Raw genomic sequence first — 20,751 nt, forward strand, 5'->3', positions numbered from 1 at the left:
CCGTGAGGGTCCGATTATTCACAATAGACCCGGAGAGTTCAAGTCGCCACTATTTCCACAAAATCATCCGGTTTGTCCCCTACCGTTTCAACGAAGTCATCTGGTCCGACTCACCGTCCTGACCTTTCAAAAACATCAGGCAAACAAGGCCAAAGACAATCCAGAGTATTTCTCGCATTCGTCGAATAAGCGCAAAAGTGATTCCCGTCACTTCCGAATAACCAAAAGTCATCAACAATAAGGTATATCCCCCTTCTTGTGCGCCAAGGCTTCCCGGAATAAAAAATGTTCCGCCTTTAATAAGCACCGTAAGCGCCGCAATCGAGAGAGCTACCCACACCTCGATCCTCATGCCGAGAAAGTACAGAATGGCATATACCTCGAGTGTTTCCATCATCCACGCCAAAAAAAATACGGCCAACGCCGCATAAAAGGTCTGACGGTGTTGAGAATAAAATCCACGAATCGTGCCGTCCAGCTCCTGTAGTTGAAGTTCCCGTTTTTCAAGAAAGGAGAACCTGATACCGCATGCCCGTAATAGGCCCAGGCACCCCATACCCAGACCGCGGCGTTGGAGCAGCACAAACAGCCCGACGCCAAACGCTAAAACTCCCACACTGACCAGCATCGCCAGCCAGGAATGACCTGAATCGCCAAGGATCCAAAAAGCCACTGCCAATCCCAGCAAGATAAAAAGCACTTGGGCGAAGGTCATAGCGGTCTTCGCAGTAATCACGGACGCCAACCCGTCCACCATTGGCACCCCGTATCGTTTGAGAAGATACGCCTTCAGGGGCTCCCCGCCGACATAGGCCGTGGGAGTCGTGACATTTACGGTTTCGCCAGCCATCCGGATGGCAAATAACCGCATGAACCCGACATGGTAAGCCTGAGAACCCAGAGTGAGTTGCCATCCCAAGGCTTCTAACCCGTATACCAGAATCATAGGCAGGAGGATGAGCCCGAGATGGAAGAGACCTAATTGAGAAACAGTCTGTTGAATTGGTTCGAGGCCGATGTGGAGAACGATCCCGACCAGGGCCGCGAGGCCGACGACCAGGAAAAGCAGCTTAAGCACGAGGGATGAGACTACGGCGAAGCATCCAGGCCATCGACATGACAAAGAGCCACGAGCCAATCGCGGCCAGGGCCAAAAACCAGTGCAGGAAGCCAAAGCCAGCACTCAGTAACACCATGATGGAAAAATCGCGATTGGCGACATTGCCCAACATAAATTCAATATTGGCCCGTTCTTGTTCTGTGAGTTGACGAATTTCACGAGGACGGGATCGCAATTGCCGCGCATGATTGACTAACAGCAACGACACCACATTCGCTAAAACCGCTGAGGCCCCAAGCAGAAGGGGAAGGTGCGTATGCTCCCACGGCCCCTGGAGAAAGGCCCCGCATGCAATGGCAGCAAACAACACAATGTGCACAACATTATCTGCCCAAATATCGAGTTCTTGCCCAAACTTGGACTCTGAAAACGTCAGCCGGGCGACCTCCCCGTCGCAGCAATCAATGATGACTGACAGTTGCAGGATCAGTCCCCCGAGAATGGCAAGTTTCCAGGACCCAGGCACAAAAAGCCCCGCAGCCACAAGCCCTACGACCATGGATAGCATCGTAATCATGTTCGGTGACCATCCCAACCGCAAGAACCCATGCGTGAGCAGACCGGAACATTTACGATTCACATACCGGTCCACCAACCCATCCAAGCCCCCCTTCATTGTCTGGAGTGCTTCCAACAGGGTTCGCTCAGCGAGTTGGGGCCCCTTAGGCCCACGGACATCTCTGAACCAATGAGAAGCGCCGCCAATGGTTTGAATCGTCCCTTCCACTGCCGCTTGCTCCAATGCCAACCGAAGCGGATTCGTGCCATTAGCCTGCAACACGCCTGAGATACCCAGGAGCCGGGCCGGGAGAACCAGAAGATCTCCAACCAGCGGTAACCGGCTTCGATCAGAAGCCTGACTGTTCGTTGAGGACTGAGACGTCTGGGATACGGCCTGGTCATGAAAGACCACCGTCGAGGTTGACCGTCCCTCCAAGCCTTCGGGCCGGAACGCCACCCCGGGGTTTCCACGGTGATGCCCCTCCTCAGGTTGACCGACGACTACGACTGCTTTCCCTTGAGATCCTTCAGCTCGCAAACGCTGGATTAATGCGGGAGAGTACACCGTATGGCAACCCACGATCATACACGCTCCATTGATTTCCTCCGCAAGGGCTTCCCAGGTCTGAGGATCATGAGGTGGGAATTCCCGAACCGGCAGCCAACGCACAGCGGCCTGTACCCGGCTATCTTCACGAAGTAACTGACGAAGAGCTTGTTCTTCCGGCCCGGCTAACACCCAAATTTGAGAGATGCCGCCCCGCTGCAACGTGAACACCGCCCGTTGAAACAGCGTCATGCCGCCGACACGAGTCAAGGGACTGGGAACCGCGTCACCGGTCCCGACGGCGCCCGGATCAAAGACGCCGACCGACGTCAATAAAATTGCCGTATCGACCGCATGAGTGGCTTCTTGTTTAAGTATTCCGTCCATACACTCATTCCTACGGTCACAGTGTGGTGGCCCTGGTATTCTCCTCTAAGTTTATCACGGCGGGCAAGATCTCAGACTTCGCTCGATCGATATCTTCAGGAAAATCAATTTCTATCCACGGAAGCCCCCCGATTTTTTCGTATCCCACCGGCACCTTCTCAAAAAACTCTTTTAGCGCGTCCTCATATTCCATATCAAGCTTCCCGGCTGCAACATAGGCCTGAACCGATTGCAACAGTGCCGGAATATCCTGTTTCTGCACTTTGAGAAACCCGACCCCTTCGCCGGCCTCATCATAGGCAGATGGCAAGGTTTTACTTAAGGTGAGGACTCGACCGGCCTTCGCGGCAATCATACACTCTTCCGATTCCTGCTTCACCGTCTCATCCATTAACAGGGCCGTCGGAAAGGGAGAACGAACCAAACGAGCCAGAATCGATGGGGCGTAGAGAACATCGGCATCCATGAGGACAACATCATCGTCCATTTCAGACCGTGCCGCCCACAATGACGTGATGCTCCCACGAGTAAACTGTTCATTCACGACCCATCGGACCTCTTGAACGAACGGGTCGGCGGCCATGGCCTTGCGAATATGATCCTGAGCATATCCCACCACCACCACAACCTGGCACACACCCAATTGCCCCAGAACTTCGACATGCCGGGATAATAAAGTCCTTCCGCCAAGATCAACCAGGCATTTCGGTCGCCCCTGCGTCACACCCTGCAACCGCTTCCCGACACCCGCTGCAAAAATAACTGCCTTCACGCTCTGGCTCCCGAAAGTATGGACTGAAAAGCGGAGAGGAATCCTTCAATATTCTGATTGGTGAGGGCACCAATATTGGCAATACGAAACACTTTCTCTTCCAATTGTCCCTGCCCCGCATAGATCACGTATCCGGCTCGTTTTAATTCGTCATGCAACCTTTGATAGGCACACCCTTCAGGCAGATGAAACGCGGTTAAGGTATTACTTTGAATCGTAGGGGCCAGTACCGGCTTGACGCCCCACTCTTCCAGACGTGTCCGAATGGTGGTGGCATAGCCCTTAAATCGTTGGATCCGGTTGTCGAGGCCTTCTTCTAACAGTTCATTAATCGCTTCGCGGAACGCATAATAGACCTGCACGGCCGGAGTAAAGGGAATCGTCCCCCGCTCCTGTTCTTCATAATAATTAGCCAAATTTAAATACCAGGACCGCTTGGGATATTTCATCATCCGCTCCATAAAGCCTTTGCGGACCAACACAAACGCGGCACCTGGAAAACCCTGAATACATTTCTGAGCGGCCCCCGCAACCATGTATAGTTTATTTCCGGCAATATCCAGGGCTTCTCCTCCCAGCCCGCTCACAGAGTCCACCATAAAGACCCGATTATACCGGTCCACGACCTCCGCAACTTCCTTTACCGGATTAATCAATCCCAGGGTCGTTTCATGATGCACCATGGCGACGGTATGCACTTCCGGATGTTGCTTCAGCGCCAAATCAATCGTCTGCGGATCCGGGGCGATTCCCCAGTCATACTTCAAGTCCGGCGTACCCAAACGCTGCATCGCCAGCATGGAAGACATCCGTTGGCCATATACCCCATTGTTAATCACCATCGCCCGCTTGCCGGTAGGGATACTGGACATTAACGCCGCTTCCACAGCCGCCGTGCCGGAACCCGTCAACACGATCGCGGTGTACTCGGCTTCTTCACCAGGAACGAAGACCTTCAACAATTTTTGCCGGATATCTGTTAATAATTCCGAAAACTCGGACTCCCGATGACAGATATCCGGTTGAAGTAAAGCCTGACGGACTCTTTCAGACACATTGACTGGACCGGGATTGAATAGAATCATGAATCCTCTTCCTTTACACGCTTACAGGCTGGCGATTAGGCTTTCACGCGAATATGTGTGCCGTTAGGTAACACTCCCCTTAAACCGTTTCGTCAGCTCAGCTGGACTCAAGGCAATCCGATCCGCATCTTCAAGCTGTTCATTCACCTTGACCAACAAAAAACTCGGCCCGTCATCCCCTAACATGGCCTTAAACTCATACACGATATCTTCTCGTTCCCAGACTCGCTCAACATTCTTGTATCCTGCCGCTTTGGCCATTTTATCCAGGCCGACAACCCTGGAATAGGTGGGCTGATTTCCGGTGGTACCATACACCTCATTATCAAAGACCACATGAATGAGATTTTTCGGTCGCAACGCACTAATCGTGGCCAATGTGCCAAGACTCATCAGCACATTTCCGTCGCCATCAAAGACCACCACCGTTTTGTCCGGCTGGGCCAGAGCCAATCCTAATCCGATGCCCGCCGTCGCGCCCATCGAGCCAATCATATAAAAATTTTGAGCCCGATCACGAAGTTTACAGGCTTCACGTGAGGGAAACCCGTTGCACACAATAAGCAGTTGATCGGTCATCAGTTCCAACATGGCCGCCATCGCCTGCGCCCGGCTCTGCATGACCCCTTCTTCCGGTCCAATCATCGTTGCATCTCCAACACAATGGTTATTTCTTCGCGTTCACACCCAACCCCTTGCCCACAGACCGGGCAGAAATTGCAGATTGGCGGCCCTTTCCTCACGAGACCAAATCGAGAAATCCGTACAGGGCCATGGGACATCTCTTCAACATCCCACTAGGAGTCTGTCGGACTTAGGGAATCGAAAGCGAAAAAGCGGCTGAGCGAGGCCAGATTTTGACGATTTCGCAGGCCCATAGTGGGACTATGGGCCAAGAAAGCGGTGAAATATGGACCGCTGAGACACTTTTGCAGCCGATTCTTCCTAAGTCCGACGGGCTCCTAGGGCTGAATGGTTTTCACGATGCCCTTTTTCAACAATAACGCGACAGGGATCCGCTTCTCCATAAAGGTGGTGGCTGTCCATTTCAGATCATCTACCATCGTCTGCTGGGACAAAGTCCTGTGGGGAATCCGTACCGTATCCAACAGCGTCGTCATGGTTTCCCCCATCACCAGATGTTCAGGTGCGTCCTTGCCTTCGAAGCCACGCCAGGATACCAACAGCAAACAGGGAATCTGATAAATCAAATTGAGAGAAGCCAGGACATTCAGGGCATTACCTAATCCGGAGTTTTGCATCAACACGACAGGAATTTTCCCACCCAGGTAGGCACCTGCGGCCATCGCCACAGCCTCATCTTCACGAACCGCCGGGGTATACAACCGTTCTTCCGTCAAATGGGCAATAATGCCCCCTAATATCGTGTCGGGCACACCGGTAAAAAAATCGAAACCAATGCCTTGCAGGCCTTTCACAAAATCGTCAGCTTCCAATACCGTGTTACTGCTCATCGCCTTAGACAGACCTCACAATTCCCCCCGATTTTTCGACACGTAAACCTTGTCACACACAGAATCGGGGTCAGGGTACCTTTGGATGGTGGGAGTGTTGAATAATTACGATTTTCAAGAATAAATTTGCCCAGGATTAGATTACTCATCAAAGGCTCCGGGTCGGTTCAAAAAAGCATGCCCTGAGTCTTCCCGAAGGGTCCGTCCAGCAAGGCCGCAGCCGTTTTTTCGCGCGGAGCGTACGCGTCGTACGTGAGCACGGGACAATGGCGAGAACGCCGCTGGCGGCTTTTTTCAACAGACCCATGGTGAATAACAACCGCTTCGGTAAAATACCAAGCACGCCACAAATGACACGCGAGTATAGCCCAGGGTAGGGGTATTCTCAAGGAAACCAGCAGCATAAAGGTTGCGGAAATTTCAGAAAAGGTAGACTGGGGGCCTTGCTGAACCATGAGGAGACGAAGCCTTCAACGCATGAAAAATCACTAATTCCTCAAAATCAGGCTATTCAGACAGCATGCCCAAGAGCAGGATTCAAATGAAGCTGCAAAAATTGAAACCTGGCCGAACCAATATCCGGTGCGAAATTACCATTGAAATTCCTGAATATGCGGCAATTTGTCCCAAAGACAGGACTCCCCTGATTTTTGCTTCAATCCGGTTGACCTGTAATATGCCGGACAAATCCTGCCTTGAATTAAATCCTAAAATGTATATCCACCTTTTCAAAAACCTTAACAATCGAAATAGAATTCCAAGGGTCTTCTTCATTGATCGGAAAATCAAATCGAACAACGGGAAATACATGTTGATAATTGGATTTATTACCAATTGTCACTTGAATCCCCCTAATAATTTGTCGGTAAGACTCCCCATAAATTCATCTGTAGTGGCATTATAAACATCACCTGTTCGACCAATGATCACATTATTTGCGGGCCCAAGACCTGCTTATCTAAAAAAGGCTTTAATCGTGTCGACCACATATTGAAGATGTTCCTGGGTGAGTTCGGGATAGATGGGAAGAGAAAGCACCTCTTGGGAGAGCTGTTCCGAGACCGGAAAATCGCCTTTACGATACCCGAGATCCTGGTAACATTCCTGAAGATGAAGGGGGACAGGATAATAAATGCGATTACCGATTCCATGGTGGGTTAGGTAGGCACTGAGTTCGTCTCGCTGCCGCGTGCGAACGGTGAACTGGTTGTAAACATGACTATTGCCGGGTGCCACGATCGGCACGGTCACGTGCTCATCAAGACCGTAGGCCTGAAACATCTGCTGATAAGAGGCCGCATGCGATTGGCGCTTCGCCGTCCACTCAGCCAAATGCTGAAATTTTACCTGAAGGATGGCCGCTTGCAGCGCATCCAACCGACTGTTTATCCCGATTAAATGATGATGATATTCTGATCGGCTCCCATGCACACGTAAGAGTCGCAGTCGCTCGGCTACCCGCGAGTCTCGCGTCGTAATCAACCCGCCGTCCCCGAATCCCCCTAAATTTTTCGACGGGAAAAAGCTGAAGCCCCCCGTGCGTCCGAAGGCTCCTGCCCGGATCCCATTTCGAGCCGCGCCGATGGCCTGACAGGCATCCTCAATGACCGGGATTCCCTGTGCATCGGCAATCTGAAGAATCGTTTCCATGTCCGCGCATTGTCCAAAGAGGTGGACCGGAAGAATGGCTTTGACGTCCGAAGTGAGGCTATCCGCTAACCGTGTGGGATCGAGATTAAACGTATCAGGCGTCACATCAACAAACACCGGACGCGCATGAAGCCGGGAAATCACTCCTGCAGACGCAAAAAATGTAAAGGGGACCGTCACGACGCGATCGCCCGGTTGAACCCCCACCTCCATCAACGACAACAATAACGCATCGCTTCCTGATGCCACCCCAATCGCATGATCTGTGCCGATATATGTTGCCAGGCTCTGCTCCAGGTTCTGAACCTGGACTCCCAGAATAAAACTTTGCTCGGCACATATCTTTTCCACCACCACCTGAATGTCCTGTTTAATACCGGCGTATTGGGATTTCAAATCAAGAAGGGGAACGTTCACGATATGACGACTCCATAATAGATTGGAAACTCTAGAGGAATTGATCGTATGGACAGCAATTTATCAAAAAGGCGGTAATTGAGAGGCAAGGCCAACCATACCAACAACGTTTTCTGAATGCTATAGGCAGACGACTGAGTCCTTCACCCGCCACTGGCGGGTAACAGGGCAAACAAAACCGCATACCGGCATCCTTTACCAATCCCAATACACAAGAGGGCACGCACCCAGCCCATCCGCAACCATCCTGCCGCGATACACAGCGGATCCCCAATGACCGGCACCCAGGACAATAACAGCACCGGGCTACCCCACTTGCGAACCCGTTCCACGGCAAGATGGTGGGCCGGCTTGGTGAACTCATGGAGTGGATACCACCACCCGATAAGCCATCCCAACGCCCAGGAACTCATCCCACCCAGGGTATTGCCTGCCGTCGCGGTGGCGAGCAGACTCCAGGCCGGAAGATGCCCCTGTGCGGCCAAAATGAGGAAGACGACCTCAGAGCTACCCGGCAATACGGTTGAGGAAAGAAACGCACTCAGAAATAATCCGACAAGGGAATACTCATCTCCGGTCATAGCGGCAGCACTCACTTGTCGTCCTGTGCCAGGCGAATCGAATGAAACTTCAAACTCGCATCGAAGGTGATCTCGAAGGTCCCCTGAATCCCCTGATGCGAGACAAAGGGACGAAGCACCCTGGCGGGAAATTGGATCGTTCGACCATCGATTGACTGGGCCACCACAGATTCCACCACACCCTGGTAATAGGCCTGAAAGCGTTCCGGTGAAATATTCAGCCTCACGGTCACGGTTTGCATAGTACGCCCCTGAAATGCTCCCCACGTCTCATTCCATGCACCCGGACCCTTTCAATCGCCATCCCCACATCCCCATATCGTCAATCTAGCCTCAGGCGCGCCTCTCATGCTATGAACTGTTAGGCTCAATGCCTTAATAATCCCGATTCACACTTTACCGATAGTCTCGGGTACAATATGAAGAAAGAGCATTTACTCCCTATTGTCAATGCACGACATCCATTTTGATCATGACTGATTATCGCCAAGAACTCTCCATCATCCGACAAGCTCTGCTTCGCGCTAGTGATCGCCTTCACAGAATCCAGTATGAAGGATTAGCCGTCCAGATCAAGCCGGACGGATCTCCGGTGACCAATGCCGATCTGGAAGTCAATCGTATCGTCCAGGAAGCCTTGTTCGCCGTCTATCCTGATGATGGCTGGCTCTCGGAAGAATCGCCCGACAACCCCGTCAGGCTGAAAAAAAACCGTGTATGGATCCTGGATCCCATTGACGGGACCAGACCCTTTATGAAAAATCTGCCACAATTTGCGATCTCCCTTGCTCTCATCGACCATGGACAGCCTTCCATCGGGATTATCTTCAACCCCGCCACCCGGGAATATTATTGTGCCGTACGAGGTGAACAGGCCACCGTCAATGGCTGCCCCATTCATGTCGGCCGGACTACCCGACACCGCTTGTCGTTCCTGGTGAACATGGGCCCCATTGACCGCTCCACCATTCGCACCTGGCGAGAAACCGCCGATTGCCGCCATCTTATGGGTTCCATTGCTTATTCATTGGCACTGGTGGCTGCCGGACAGATTGACGGAGTGATCAATATCGGCACACAAAACGAATGGGATATCGCGGCTGCACTCCTTCTGGTTCAAACGGCAGGAGGGGTCGTCCTAGACAGAGACCTGAAATCCATTCAATGCAACCAACCTTATCCCACCGTTAATGGCATCATCGCCGCTCGTCCTGATGCCATTCCGGTGATCCAACAACTGCTCGGCAGCCTCCCTGGCTAGAATGTACATCTGGCCGGAGGCGTGTCATTCTCTCACCCCATAGGGGTTCCCTATTGGCGTACATGTTTTATGTTTGTTCATATTGAGTGAGATTTACGCTATTTGGTGTACCATTTTTTCTGCTTCATGAGCCTCGATCCATTCTGCAATCAACAGAACATGTTCCAGGCATCGGGACTCTACTCCCCATTCTTCTTCATTAAAAATCCGTCCCCGCCGACTTTCTCTTAATCTCAGCAAGATTCAACCGAAAAAACAGACAGGCCAACACACGTATTTTCTATCGCATATCAGACGTCAACCCTTCACCAAACTGAAGTGTGGGCAGTCTGCTTCAATCAAGAAAACGAGCATCGGATCATGCGCGGAGCCGTTAAAAACACATTTAAGATCCTGACCATCGAAGATGATATCGCTCAGATAGATGCCCTCAAAGAAGCACTGACCGTGGCTCAAATCATCTGTGTGGAAATTCACGAAGCCGAAGACGGCGAACAAGGCATGGCCTTTTTAAATCAGGAATATCCCTTTATGGATGCTCCACAACCCGACCTGATTTTTCTCTCCAATCATCTTCCCGATGTGTCGGGCGAAGAAATTATTAAGGGACTTCAACGAGACCGCCGCTTACAGTCCATTCCGGTGGCCTTGTTTTCGGAAGAGACTCCCTACCCCTCGAAAGATTTTTCTTTTCCGCCCAATTGCCATCTTTTCAAACGACCGAAGACCTGCGACGAATGGATTTATGTGTTGCGATGCATTGAAGACGTCTGGGTTTCACTCTTAAACATGGCAGGAAAACCTCTCATCTAAGACCTGACTTGTTCACGGCCTGTTGCCTGGCCTGCCTGGCCGATTTGCGGTTACCTCCAGCCACCATCTGAAATTCATACAGCCTCGATTCCAACGGGCCATTGAACAGGGGGATTTTGCGGGATGGCGCTAAGTGAATCAGTTTAGGAAGACGCGAATCGGCCGTGAGCACAAAGACATCCCACCCCGCAAACCGCTGCTTCAACAGATTCCCAAACTTCGGATACCACTCCTCCAGCTCCGACCGGTCTCCCATTCTCACTCCATAAGGAGGATTGGTGACCAGACAACCCTTCGGTGCAGGAGGCGTCACATCTAATACATCAACCTGACTCAATTGAATCTCCTCAAGCCCCAGGCCTTCAAGATTACTTCTGGCCATGGTCAAGGCATTCGGATCCTCATCATACCCCACAATAGAAAGACCCGGACCTGGGAGGATCGATTTGCTCGACTCTTGGCGTACATTCTCCCAGATCGTGTCATCAAAGTTCTGCAGGTGCCGAAAGGCAAATTCCCGCCCCCGGCCCGGGGCAATCCCTTTGGCCATTAACGCCGCCTCAATTAAAAATGTGCCGGCGCCACACATCGGATCAAGCAAGACCTGCTCACCGGTCCAACCCGAAATCCTGAGAATACCTGCCGCCAAATTTTCTCGTATCGGGGCGTCTCCCGCCACCTTTCGCCATCCACGCTTAAACAACGGATCTCCGGAGGTGTCGATATACCACACCACATGCTCTGCATCGACAAAGACCACAATTTGAATATCGGGTTGTCGTTTATTTACCTCGGGGCGCGCATGTGTCGCCCGGACAAATCGGTCACAAACGGCATCTTTCACTCGCAACGTCGCAAACTCCAGACTCTTCAGTGGAGAATGTTGAGCAATGACACGAACTTTGATGTGACAGTCCACGGAAAAATATTCCGGCCAGGGAAGACTGGAGGCGAGGCGATACAGGTCCTCCTCATCCCGGTACCACCCCTGCCCGACCCGCCACAAAATACGGCTGGCAATCCGACTTTCCAAATTGAGCCGGTAGCAGAGCGGAAAAGGGCCCTGACATTCAACGCCGCCAGGAGTCGATCGAATCTGCTGCCCGCCTAATTCTTGAAGTTCTTGGCTCAGCACTTCTTCTAAGCCACGAGGACAGGTTGCAAAAAATAATTCCATCATATGACCAATCGCGGGATGTCTGGTTACCGATTCAGCTTAGCAAGAATCATTGATGAAGAATATTCCCGCCAACGGGTTTAACGGGTGCCCAATCCCATTCGTGTCTGCCTCATTCAGGTAGGATCAGGTTTAACTTATAAGGATCGGGGGGTTCCGGGTGGTGGAAGCTGAATCCAGCAGCCTCCTCATAATCAACCGTGACGCCCTCCAGACGTTGTGCACAAGAGCCGTCTATGGCAATGATGAGCCCTTCAAGATCTAAGACCGAATCCTCCTGTGTCACGGCATCTTCAAGAGTAATGGAAAAAACCAGGACTTTGTCATCCCGGTCCCGAACGGATAAACGCACAATGGGATCCTCGGGGTGCTCTTCGATTAAGGCTTTCAATTTTTCTACGGCGGGTGGTGTGATGCGGATCATGATCTCTCCTCTTGACGAAACCGCCAACCGTCACATTGACCTGCAATGTCTCGCATAACATCAAGCTCCTTTCACAACGTACATAGTCATCGAGCAATCTTCCTTAAGATTCATACCATCCCGGTCCCGGAACTGCGTTACAGGCGATAGACTTCAGGATTGACACAGTGTGGCAGCGCGTCCCCGCGTAACCCGGCAACCATATTCTCAGCGGCAATGCAAGCCATTCTGGTCCGTGTCGCCACAGACGCGCTCCCCAAGTGCGGGATAACCAGACAGTTGGGAAGCGTGAGGAGCGGGTGTGTCGCAGGAATGGGCTCCGGATCCGTCACATCCAAGGCTGCCCCACCAATATGGCCATGCACTAAGGCGCGATACAGGGCCTCTGAATCGACCACGCTTCCACGAGCCGTATTGATCAGAATACTTGATGGCTTCATGGCTTGAAATTCGGCTTCCCCAATCAAATGATGCGTGTGAGGAGTCAGGGGGACGTGCAGACTCACAAAATCCGCCCGGGCTAATGCTTCATGCAGGTCAACCTCATGGAATGCCTCCCTGACCGGTTCGCCCTGGCTGGTCCCTTTCTCAAAACCCTTCCGGTGCATGGTTGGTTTGGCAATGGACTGAGTGCCAGACTCCAGTGAGACCGAAGATTGAGGTGCTCCATTCCCACCCTTCGGTGACGGCACCGCTAGCACATCCATGTGAAATCCTTGCGCCCGCCTGGCCATAGCCTGCCCGATCCTCCCAAATCCCACAATGCCTAACGTCGCACCATGCACATCCTGTCCCAGCAAAAGATCGGGGCTCCAGGTCGTCCACTGCCCCTGTCGCACATATTCAACCCCTTCGACGATTCGTCTGGCTGCAGAAAGGAGCAAAGCAAAAGCCAGATCCGCCGTTGTTTCGGTTAAAATACCCGGCGTGTGCCCAACCGGAATGCCACGGGCTGTACAGGCACCAACATCGATATGGTCATATCCGACGGCCATGGTGCTAATCACCCGAAGCCGTTTCCCAACCTGAATCACCTTCCGATCAATCCGGTCCGTCAACAGGCAATACAGCCCCTCTGCCTCAGGAAGATGATCCAACAACCATTTCCGGTCAACGGGGCAATCCTGCTCCCAGCACACAAGATCGGCCTGTGCCCCTAATATTTCCCAAGCCTGTTGAGGGAGACGTCGGGTGACAATAACGATCGGAAGGGCCATCGCTATGCTCTTTTTCTTTTGGTTATCATGCTTGAAACACTCAACGACCAGGCATTACCAGAAAAGTACCGAAACCACAAATACCACATAACACAGACCGTTCATAACCAGGTGAATGGGCTTCAACACGCCCCGCCGTACCACCCAGGTCAAATAGCTGGCCGCCACCAGCGTCATCGCCATTCCCATGAGAATTTCATGTTGCGGCACCCAGGCTGTCAGCATGATTCCCAAGGCCGGCAATAAACTCCCCTGAAAGACCATGGCCCCGGAAATATTCCCGACAGCCAGGGTATCCCGATCGCGCCGGATCCAAATAATGCTGTTTACTTTTTCCGGCAATTCAGTCGCAATTGGAATAATGAGGAGAGACAGGACTAAGGCCGAAACGCCCCACTTGGGGGCAAGATGTTCAATCCCATACACAAACCCTTTCGCCCCCAACACAATGAGGCCCAGGCCACATCCCACTTGGAACAAGATCACTATTAAAGTATCGGGAAGCCCCACTTTGGTCATATACAGCGGATGATCCGCCTCGGTCCCATGTCCATCATCCACTAAATTGTCTGATGATCGAATGGTTTGATACAAATACACCACATACAGGATCACCAGCGTGCCGGCAATGGCAGGCCGCACCCAACTCCAACCCTGGGGAACAAACACCGCAATCACTCCCAGACAAAACGCCCAATTAAACCAGAGAAGATCACGGGCGAAACCGATTGGCTCAGGATTCAAGCTGCCATGCCATCCTCTTTTCCGGGCGGCAAAGAACCCCATCAGAAAAAAGGCTAATGTGGCCAACATCAGAGGCGCCCCGAGGATTGCCCCAACCCCCACTTCGTGCCGCAAGGTTTCAGAACCCGATGACAACAAGATGGCAAAGATTGGGACCATCGTTTCCGGTAATGCCGTTCCCACCGCCGCAAATACCGAACCCGTCACGCCTTCCGAAATCCCGAGACGCTCTCCAAAATGTTCTAAACTGTTTGTGAACGCCTCCGCCCCCAACAAAATGACGACCAATGATGCGAAGAGAATCAGGATGTCCATATGAAAAAGGCACAATCCCTTTTTATTATGAGAAATTTTCAAGTGGCATGCTAAATTTCATAATACTTTCAGATAATTACGCGCCCTAGGGTCAGGCTATGTGCCTTCAGGCACCGGGCACTGCTCCCAGGACACCCCCCCACCTTGCCATCTGGAAATTTATTCTTCTACACTCCCTCTATGGACAACATCACAACAGGCATTTTGCTCGTCCTAAGTACCATTGTGATCTATGCTCTAATCGTTCGTTGGTGGCGCCATCGCCGGGCCGCCAAACTCGCTGATAAACTTCTCGCGGAAGTCATCCGGGGTAAAGACGCCTTTCGTCGATAAGGCTTCGGCCTCCTTCATTCCATCCACACACAACATCTGCACTGTCGATTCATCCTCTGCCTGATGTCTTCCGAGATTCGCGCCTCCCTCGTCCATCCCTTCCTCATGGCTTTTTTGAGTTTGATGTACCTCAACTTCGACAAGTTTTCCTCGACATCGGCTACAAATATGTCGGCCCGGAATAATCGTTCGTCGTTGCCGATGATAGGCCATGCCGCATTGCAGGCACTGCCAGGCATAGCGATGATGTCTTTGAACCGCCACATTCAACTGATGGCGGACGGTCACCCCGAGTCCCGCCGCATTCATCCGGTGCATCATCTTTCGAAACTCTACCCCATGGGACGGGCGATGCTTCCGAATATCAAACTGCCATTGATGAATCATTTCATGCGCCAACGTTCGTCGAAGCTCTTCTTCGGGTTGATCGCGAAGCAAGGGGGCGGACAGCCGAATCACTCGAGCCGCACCATGCCGATATTCACGTGAGGCCCACCAGCTTCTTGGGCCAACCTGACTCACAAACAGCCCGGCCGATGCGGTTAATCGTGTGCTCCACTCAATGGTAATCCGAGGTAACCGGTTCTCAAAAAAGTGGTGGGCAAGACTCTGCCACATGGCTTGCACCTTTTCCAAAGGAACAACCCTGTGACAGATGATACCGGCGGAAGATTTCACCAAGATTTCCAGGTGGGTTGGCTATACATCAGATAGTGGCTATGTTACCATTTTTTTGCCTTTCGGAACAAAAACTTTCACTCACACCGCCATCATTCAACTGTATTTTTTGATATGACCATCGAGGTATTAGATCCAACCACGGATAACCAATTCATGCGCCTAGCCCTGGACTTGGCGCATCAGGCCTTTCGTGCGGAAGAAGTCCCGGTTGGGGCGGTGCTGGTCCAGAATAAGCAAATCCTTGCGACGGGCTTCAATCAACGGGAGAGCACACAAGATCCGACCGCACATGCCGAACTCATGGCCATTCGATCCGCTTCGATGGCACTGGGGTCCTGGCGTCTAACAGACACCACCCTCTATGTGACATTGGAACCCTGTGCCATGTGTGCAGGAGCCATCATTCAGGCTAGAATTGCCCGAGTCGTGTTTGGCACATGGGATCCAAAGGCCGGCGCCTGTGGGTCAATCTGCAATCTCACGGCAGAGACCAGGTTTAATCACCGGGTGAGAGTCGACTCAGATATCCTGGCAGATGATTGTCGAGCGATCTTGCAGAATTTTTTTCAGCAACTACGGAGTAACCAACCAGTTCCTACCGCATAACATAAACGAACACGGAGAGGTGCGAGAGTGGCCGATTCGGACGGTCTCGAAAACCGTTGTCCTCACAAGGGACCGTGGGTTCAAATCCCACCCTCTCCGCCAACCTTTGCATGGCGAATTCCTAATCGCCAATTCCACAGCGCTCCTCCGCGAGCCTTGATCTTCTATTTATCTATGCCTACCCTCTCCGGCCATGAAAAATGTATTCATGGTTTTCACTGATCTCTTTTTCAGGCATTGTCAATTTAACTTGATGCGCTCATATGGGAACGAGGGTTCCCTCCCCCTTATTCACACACCGATCTGAAAAGCCTGGGTGCGCAGGAGGCAATAATTGACCGCCTGCATGAGGTGGCGGCCAAAGCGAAAGAGATTTTGTGTCAGGCCATGCAGCGTGAGCAATCGTTGAGCTTGGTGCGAAGAAGAAAAGCAGCGCATACGGTATTCTTGTTGTCGCGTCGGTTGGTGCGAGCCCTCCACGCGGTTACTGGCATAGACCGAATTGTGATGTTCCACGGTCGGCATGACATCACGGTGTGCCGCGTCATAGCTTCGGAGTTTGTCAGTGATGAGGCAGCGGGGTTCAACACCTTGCCTTTTCAATAACCGAGGGAAGAAGCGAACCGGGGCGTGTTTATTGGGCCGGCGTTGCACCAGGATATCAATCGTGTCGCCATCTTGATCCACTGCCCGCCACAGATACTGCCGTTCCCCTTGGATGGTCACAAAGACTTCGTTGATGTGCCAGGTATTGCCCAAGCGTCCTTGCCGTTTTTTGAGTTTGTGAGCATAGCCAGGACCAACCTTCTGACACCATTGGCCAACAGTTTCATAGGTGATGGTGATCCCTCGTTCGAAGAAGCTCTTCCACTTCCCGGAAGCTCAAACAGAATCGATGGTACAGCCACGCCGCATGGCTAATAATTTCTGAAGAAAAACGATGGCGTTGATAGCTGGGAGTTGTGGTGTTCATGCGACCCAGTCTGCTGAACCCGGGTTAAATTGACAAGGCCGACGCCCACGTGCTCTTCTGAGCATGCCCACTAAAATGGTCGAGCTTGCGCCGAAACCGAACAGGATAACGGATCGTTTTGTACTCCAATAGCCGCTGATGATGACTTCGCCGGGCACTCGGTTAAAAACGAGAACTGGTCAGCACCACATCGGCATCAGCCCATGCCTCGTCAAATTGCTGTCGAACGGCGTAGGCTTCTTCCGTTTTCCCTTGTCCGTTCAAACTTTGCACGAGTCCAAACAAGGACCAGCCATTCTGCGGGTGGTACTCTAAATCTTTTCGGTAAACCGACTCGGCCTCTTTCAGTTCCCCAGCTTGTATGAATATGGCTCCCAAGACCTGCCGTGGAGGAAGATACCAATCTTTGGGTTCCGTATAGTTCAAGCCATCTTCTAATTCAATCGCTTTCGTGAGCCAAGCCACGGCCGACCGCGTGTCTCCACGCGCCGCTGCAAGTTCCCCTTCTAAGATCGCCTCCGCAATGGCGACAATCATCGAAACGGGATTGAGGTCAAAGATTGTGAGTTGAGCCATTCCGGGATCTTTCGCGATCTTCTTCAGTTCCGTGAGTTCCTGGTGAGCGTGATCCAATCTTCCTTGCCTGACGAAGGCCAGACCGCGGGCGTAATGCCGAATCGCCGCGGGATAGAGCAAATCCGCCTGGGGGACGGGCTCATGGAGCACGTCCGCCCACTGCCCAAACAGCGCCTTAGTATAGAGCGGCATCAACCAAAAATGTTGAAGGGTGCCCCCAAATCCGGGATCCCGCATCGCTTCTGGATTGACGGTAGCGGCGGTATCGTTCGCCGCTTGAGTCGCCACGGCTTTTTGCCCTGTTTTTGCCGTGGCGGCCCACAAGAAATGGTAGTTATGCGGCACATACGCAGCGGTGTAAATACTTTCCGTATGGGAATGACTCAAATAATGCTGATCAACTTTGACGGCCCGTTGATTGGCTAACGCCGCATCCCAGTACCGCCCTAGTCGAATATAGATATGGCCAGGCATGTGTACCAAATGGCCGGAGCCTGGCACCAGGGTTTCCAATCGTTTGGCACTTGACAGCCCTTTCTCCGGATAGGGTGACGCTTCGACCGCATGAATGTAGAGGTGATTGGCCAAGGGGTGGTTAGGGGCAAACGACAGAACCGTTTCCAACGTGGAGGTCACCTCCCCCGTCCACGGTTGAGGCTCCCCTTCTTTTGTCCAAAAATCCCACGGATGAAGATCCATCAACGCTTCTGCCAAAAGCGCACCGACCACTGCATCATCGGAATACTGTCTGAACACGTTTCGCATCGCCTCGGCATATGCCTCATCGAGATGACTTCGATCTTTCTCCACATCCTTGGCATACCGCCTGGAGAGAGCGTTGATCAGGCCTTCCTCCTTGGATGTCACTTTGTCAATCAAGGCTAACGCTTTTTGGATCGCGCCATAGGCTTGCGGGACCACCGAGGGATCCATAGGAGCATTAATATTCGGACCCAGGACCAAAGCTTCCCCCCAGAAGCACATCGCACAGCTTGGATCGAGCCGCGCCGCCTCCCGAAATGACCTCGCAGCTTCCGCATGATTAAAGCCGGAGGTTAAGATCAACCCTTGATCAAAATACCGCTGGGCCAGTGGGACCGAGGTCGTTATCGGATAGGTGTAGTGACCTAAGTTATCCTGAAGAATAACCTCTTCTTGCTCATGAGCCAGTCCTGGTGCCACCAACCTACTGATAAGCAGTAATGCGATGGTCACGCCTAATAAGATAGTTGACCAGTATCTCTTCTTCATTTGATATCCTCCTTTTTTGTATTCACGTAAGGCTCCCGCTTCAGGAGACAACGAAGAAATAGGATAATTTTACGAGTGATTTTCCTGAACATGGCGAATGCCTAATCGCCCCTGCCAGGGGACTCTTCTGCCAGCTCTTATTTTCTCTTTACTGCTCTCTCCTTGCATAGCAGGAAATCTTCGACCAACCAACAAACCATCGCGCGTCCTCTTATCAGTGCCCTTATCTGAAACGTGCATTCTTTTCCCCTGACGATCACCCATCGTGCAATCCCTAGTTTGGTTGAGGTGCGACTCTCCTGTTTATCCGCGCTTCAAATCCGGATTCCTTTGCAGGAACTGACTTCACCATTTTTGCTTCGGCTAGGTGTTTCCGCAGGGGGTGAATTTCTCACCTCTGCGCGGGATTGGGAATCCAGGACCCACCGGAGCCATGATGGATTCCCCCCTTCGCAGGCCAGACAAAACGCGTCTTCACCCTCACCCGGGAATCTGTATTCGTCGAGTGATCTGCCCATTGCTTTCCCAATAGGTATGCTTCTGCGCAATGCGCGGATCATCGGCCGCCGGCTGCACTCTGCCCGCTTTATCGATGGCACGAGAGACAATGGTGTGCTCACCGGGCTGTGCTTTCCAATCGAGGTGCCAGAATTTCCAGGCGAATTCGTGTTCCTGGCCACGCTCGATGGTAGCCTGGCCCCACGGTCCATTATCAATTCGGACTTCGACCTGTTGGATGGGCCCACCCCATGCGGCCCCAAAAATCCGGTGTTGGCCTTGTCGGTGCGTGACCCGAGCGGTAATCGATTTGGGCAAAGCTCGGCCGACCACCTTTTGAGTCCACATGGTTTGTCCATTTTCCAGAGGCTCCTCTCGAATGGTTACATAGTCTTTTGCCATAAAACGACCTGCCCACCGTGTATCGATCACTTCAATTCGTTTGAGCCATTTCACATTAGCGACTCCATACCACCCCGGTGCAATCAATCGAACCGGAAAGCCATGGAGATTCGGTAGGGGCGCCTCATTCATTTCATAAGAGAGAAGATTGGCGGGCGTCAGGGCCTCATCAATGGACATGCTGCGGCTAAAATTTTGTGGTATCTTCATGTTCCGCACTTCTTCTTCGCCTTCGTCACTTCCGAAGAAGACCACGTCAACTCCCTTTTTCTGAATGCCGGCCTGTCGTAGCAGGGGGGCCAACGGTGTGCCCGTCCATTTGGCATTCCCTACGGCTCCCACAAACCATTGGAACCCATGGTTGCCGGCACATTCAATGGTGAATATTTCCTCCTGTTTCGGAAGGGCTTTGATTTCCTCCAAGGTGAACACGCGAGGGCGATCGACTAAGCCCCCGATTTCCAATCGCCAATCTTCAGGACGAATCATGGGTCGGTTATAGTGACTGACATCAAAAAAGTCGGAGTTGGGGGTGATCCAGGATCCTAGTTTTTCCCAATTGATTTTGCTGAGCTCCCCATACTGTTGGAGCGCTTCTTTGGGCGGTGGAGGTGGTTGATCTTGGAAGGGGATAACCTGTTCGCCACTCGTTGACGCCCAAAGTTGAGAGGCAAATGGAGAATCCAGGAGGGTTAGGGTGGCCAGAAGGCCTCCGCCCTTTTTGAGGAAATTCCGTCGGGAGATCCCCGTCGGTTGAAGGGAGTCCTCTTCATGTTGTAATGCCTGCAGAGGGGGATTCGCTTTATCAGCATGAACAGGCTCGCCTGGTTCGGTGGGGTAATGACGCCACCACTTTTTGACAGAAAGATGTTGTTTGCTCATGACGGTTTCTCCTTCAAAATTGAGGGGGTATTTCTCCAATCCTTTTCATTGCTCGGTTTCGTG

At 52.2% G+C, this 20,751-nt stretch carries 19 protein-coding genes, 1 tRNA gene and 1 pseudogene; 4 read left to right on the forward strand and 17 right to left on the reverse strand.

Features of this window, described 5'->3' with window-relative positions; all coding sequences use genetic code 11:
* Nucleotides 1-79 precede the first annotated feature (79 nt).
* The 9 genes from H6750_02275 to H6750_02315 form a co-directional block, all read right to left on the reverse strand.
* On the reverse strand, nucleotides 80-1,078 hold the full coding sequence (locus tag H6750_02275) for a flippase-like domain-containing protein (protein MCB9773139.1): 999 nt from the start codon (nucleotides 1,076-1,078) through the stop codon (nucleotides 80-82).
* Complete coding sequence (locus tag H6750_02280; protein ID MCB9773140.1) at nucleotides 1,071-2,555, reverse strand: CDP-alcohol phosphatidyltransferase family protein; 1,485 nt, start codon at nucleotides 2,553-2,555, stop codon at nucleotides 1,071-1,073. The genes H6750_02275 and H6750_02280 overlap by 8 nt, the downstream gene beginning before the upstream one ends.
* Before the next feature lie 16 nt (nucleotides 2,556-2,571).
* Nucleotides 2,572-3,327, reverse strand: a complete 756-nt coding sequence (locus tag H6750_02285; protein MCB9773141.1) for a phosphocholine cytidylyltransferase family protein — start codon at nucleotides 3,325-3,327, stop codon at nucleotides 2,572-2,574.
* Nucleotides 3,324-4,412 (reverse strand): alanine--glyoxylate aminotransferase family protein, encoded by a 1,089-nt coding sequence (locus H6750_02290; GenBank protein ID MCB9773142.1) that lies wholly within the window; start codon nucleotides 4,410-4,412, stop codon nucleotides 3,324-3,326. Before H6750_02290 ends, H6750_02285 begins: the two co-directional genes overlap by 4 nt.
* 63 nt (nucleotides 4,413-4,475) lie before the next feature.
* Nucleotides 4,476-5,054 (reverse strand): sulfopyruvate decarboxylase subunit beta, encoded by a 579-nt coding sequence (locus tag H6750_02295; GenBank protein ID MCB9773143.1) that lies wholly within the window; start codon nucleotides 5,052-5,054, stop codon nucleotides 4,476-4,478.
* Between the two features lie 320 nt (nucleotides 5,055-5,374).
* Nucleotides 5,375-5,887: a sulfopyruvate decarboxylase subunit alpha gene (locus tag H6750_02300; GenBank protein ID MCB9773144.1), complete on the reverse strand. Its 513-nt coding sequence runs from the start codon at nucleotides 5,885-5,887 to the stop codon at nucleotides 5,375-5,377.
* A 954-nt stretch (nucleotides 5,888-6,841) separates the two neighbouring features.
* Nucleotides 6,842-7,954 (reverse strand): DegT/DnrJ/EryC1/StrS family aminotransferase, encoded by a 1,113-nt coding sequence (locus H6750_02305; protein ID MCB9773145.1) that lies wholly within the window; start codon nucleotides 7,952-7,954, stop codon nucleotides 6,842-6,844.
* Between the two features lie 143 nt (nucleotides 7,955-8,097).
* Nucleotides 8,098-8,535: a DedA family protein gene (locus H6750_02310; protein ID MCB9773146.1), complete on the reverse strand. Its 438-nt coding sequence runs from the start codon at nucleotides 8,533-8,535 to the stop codon at nucleotides 8,098-8,100.
* An 11-nt stretch (nucleotides 8,536-8,546) separates the two neighbouring features.
* Complete coding sequence (locus tag H6750_02315) at nucleotides 8,547-8,777, reverse strand: DUF2835 domain-containing protein (GenBank protein ID MCB9773147.1); 231 nt, start codon at nucleotides 8,775-8,777, stop codon at nucleotides 8,547-8,549.
* A gap of 230 nt (nucleotides 8,778-9,007) precedes the next feature.
* On the opposite strand from H6750_02315, the gene H6750_02320 reads away from it, so the two are divergent.
* Complete coding sequence (locus tag H6750_02320) at nucleotides 9,008-9,796, forward strand: 3'(2'),5'-bisphosphate nucleotidase CysQ (GenBank protein MCB9773148.1); 789 nt, start codon at nucleotides 9,008-9,010, stop codon at nucleotides 9,794-9,796.
* A gap of 360 nt (nucleotides 9,797-10,156) precedes the next feature.
* Nucleotides 10,157-10,609, forward strand: a complete 453-nt coding sequence (locus H6750_02325; GenBank protein MCB9773149.1) for a response regulator — start codon at nucleotides 10,157-10,159, stop codon at nucleotides 10,607-10,609.
* On the opposite strand, the gene H6750_02330 is transcribed toward H6750_02325, so the two are convergent.
* From H6750_02330 to H6750_02350, 5 genes are all read right to left on the reverse strand, one after another.
* Nucleotides 10,602-11,789, reverse strand: a complete 1,188-nt coding sequence (locus H6750_02330) for a class I SAM-dependent RNA methyltransferase (protein MCB9773150.1) — start codon at nucleotides 11,787-11,789, stop codon at nucleotides 10,602-10,604. The genes H6750_02325 and H6750_02330 overlap by 8 nt on opposite strands.
* Before the next feature lie 109 nt (nucleotides 11,790-11,898).
* A complete protein-coding gene (locus H6750_02335; protein ID MCB9773151.1) occupies nucleotides 11,899-12,210 on the reverse strand; it encodes a hypothetical protein in 312 nt (103 codons plus the stop codon).
* A gap of 137 nt (nucleotides 12,211-12,347) precedes the next feature.
* Nucleotides 12,348-13,427 (reverse strand): D-glycerate dehydrogenase, encoded by a 1,080-nt coding sequence (locus H6750_02340; GenBank protein ID MCB9773152.1) that lies wholly within the window; start codon nucleotides 13,425-13,427, stop codon nucleotides 12,348-12,350.
* 54 nt (nucleotides 13,428-13,481) lie between these two features.
* Nucleotides 13,482-14,486 carry a sodium:calcium antiporter gene (locus H6750_02345; GenBank protein ID MCB9773153.1) on the reverse strand — a complete coding sequence of 335 codons (1,005 nt, stop codon included), beginning with the start codon at nucleotides 14,484-14,486 and terminating at the stop codon, nucleotides 13,482-13,484.
* 237 nt (nucleotides 14,487-14,723) lie between these two features.
* The gene (locus H6750_02350; GenBank protein ID MCB9773154.1) at nucleotides 14,724-15,497 is read right to left on the reverse strand and encodes a SprT-like domain-containing protein; all 774 of its coding nucleotides are present in this window, start codon (nucleotides 15,495-15,497) and stop codon (nucleotides 14,724-14,726) included.
* Nucleotides 15,498-15,611: 114 nt separating this feature from the next.
* On the opposite strand from H6750_02350, the gene tadA reads away from it, so the two are divergent.
* On the forward strand, nucleotides 15,612-16,106 hold the full coding sequence (gene tadA, locus H6750_02355) for a tRNA adenosine(34) deaminase TadA (GenBank protein MCB9773155.1): 495 nt from the start codon (nucleotides 15,612-15,614) through the stop codon (nucleotides 16,104-16,106).
* A 13-nt stretch (nucleotides 16,107-16,119) separates the two neighbouring features.
* Nucleotides 16,120-16,208 (forward strand) — tRNA-Ser (locus tag H6750_02360).
* 189 nt (nucleotides 16,209-16,397) lie between these two features.
* On the opposite strand, the pseudogene H6750_02365 reads toward H6750_02360, so the two are convergent.
* The 3 genes and pseudogenes from H6750_02365 to H6750_02375 all read right to left on the reverse strand — a co-directional run bounded on the left by H6750_02365 (nucleotide 16,398) and on the right by H6750_02375 (nucleotide 20,688).
* Nucleotides 16,398-17,079: pseudogene (locus tag H6750_02365) on the reverse strand (IS6 family transposase).
* A gap of 162 nt (nucleotides 17,080-17,241) precedes the next feature.
* Nucleotides 17,242-18,840, reverse strand: coding sequence for a hypothetical protein (locus H6750_02370; protein ID MCB9773156.1), 1,599 nt, complete (start codon nucleotides 18,838-18,840; stop codon nucleotides 17,242-17,244).
* 546 nt (nucleotides 18,841-19,386) lie between these two features.
* The gene (locus H6750_02375; GenBank protein ID MCB9773157.1) at nucleotides 19,387-20,688 is read right to left on the reverse strand and encodes a sulfite oxidase; all 1,302 of its coding nucleotides are present in this window, start codon (nucleotides 20,686-20,688) and stop codon (nucleotides 19,387-19,389) included.
* Nucleotides 20,689-20,751: the final 63 nt, after the last annotated feature.

It is taken from the genome of Nitrospiraceae bacterium, from assembly GCA_020632595.1.
Classification (GTDB): Bacteria; Nitrospirota; Nitrospiria; order Nitrospirales; family UBA8639; genus Nitrospira_E.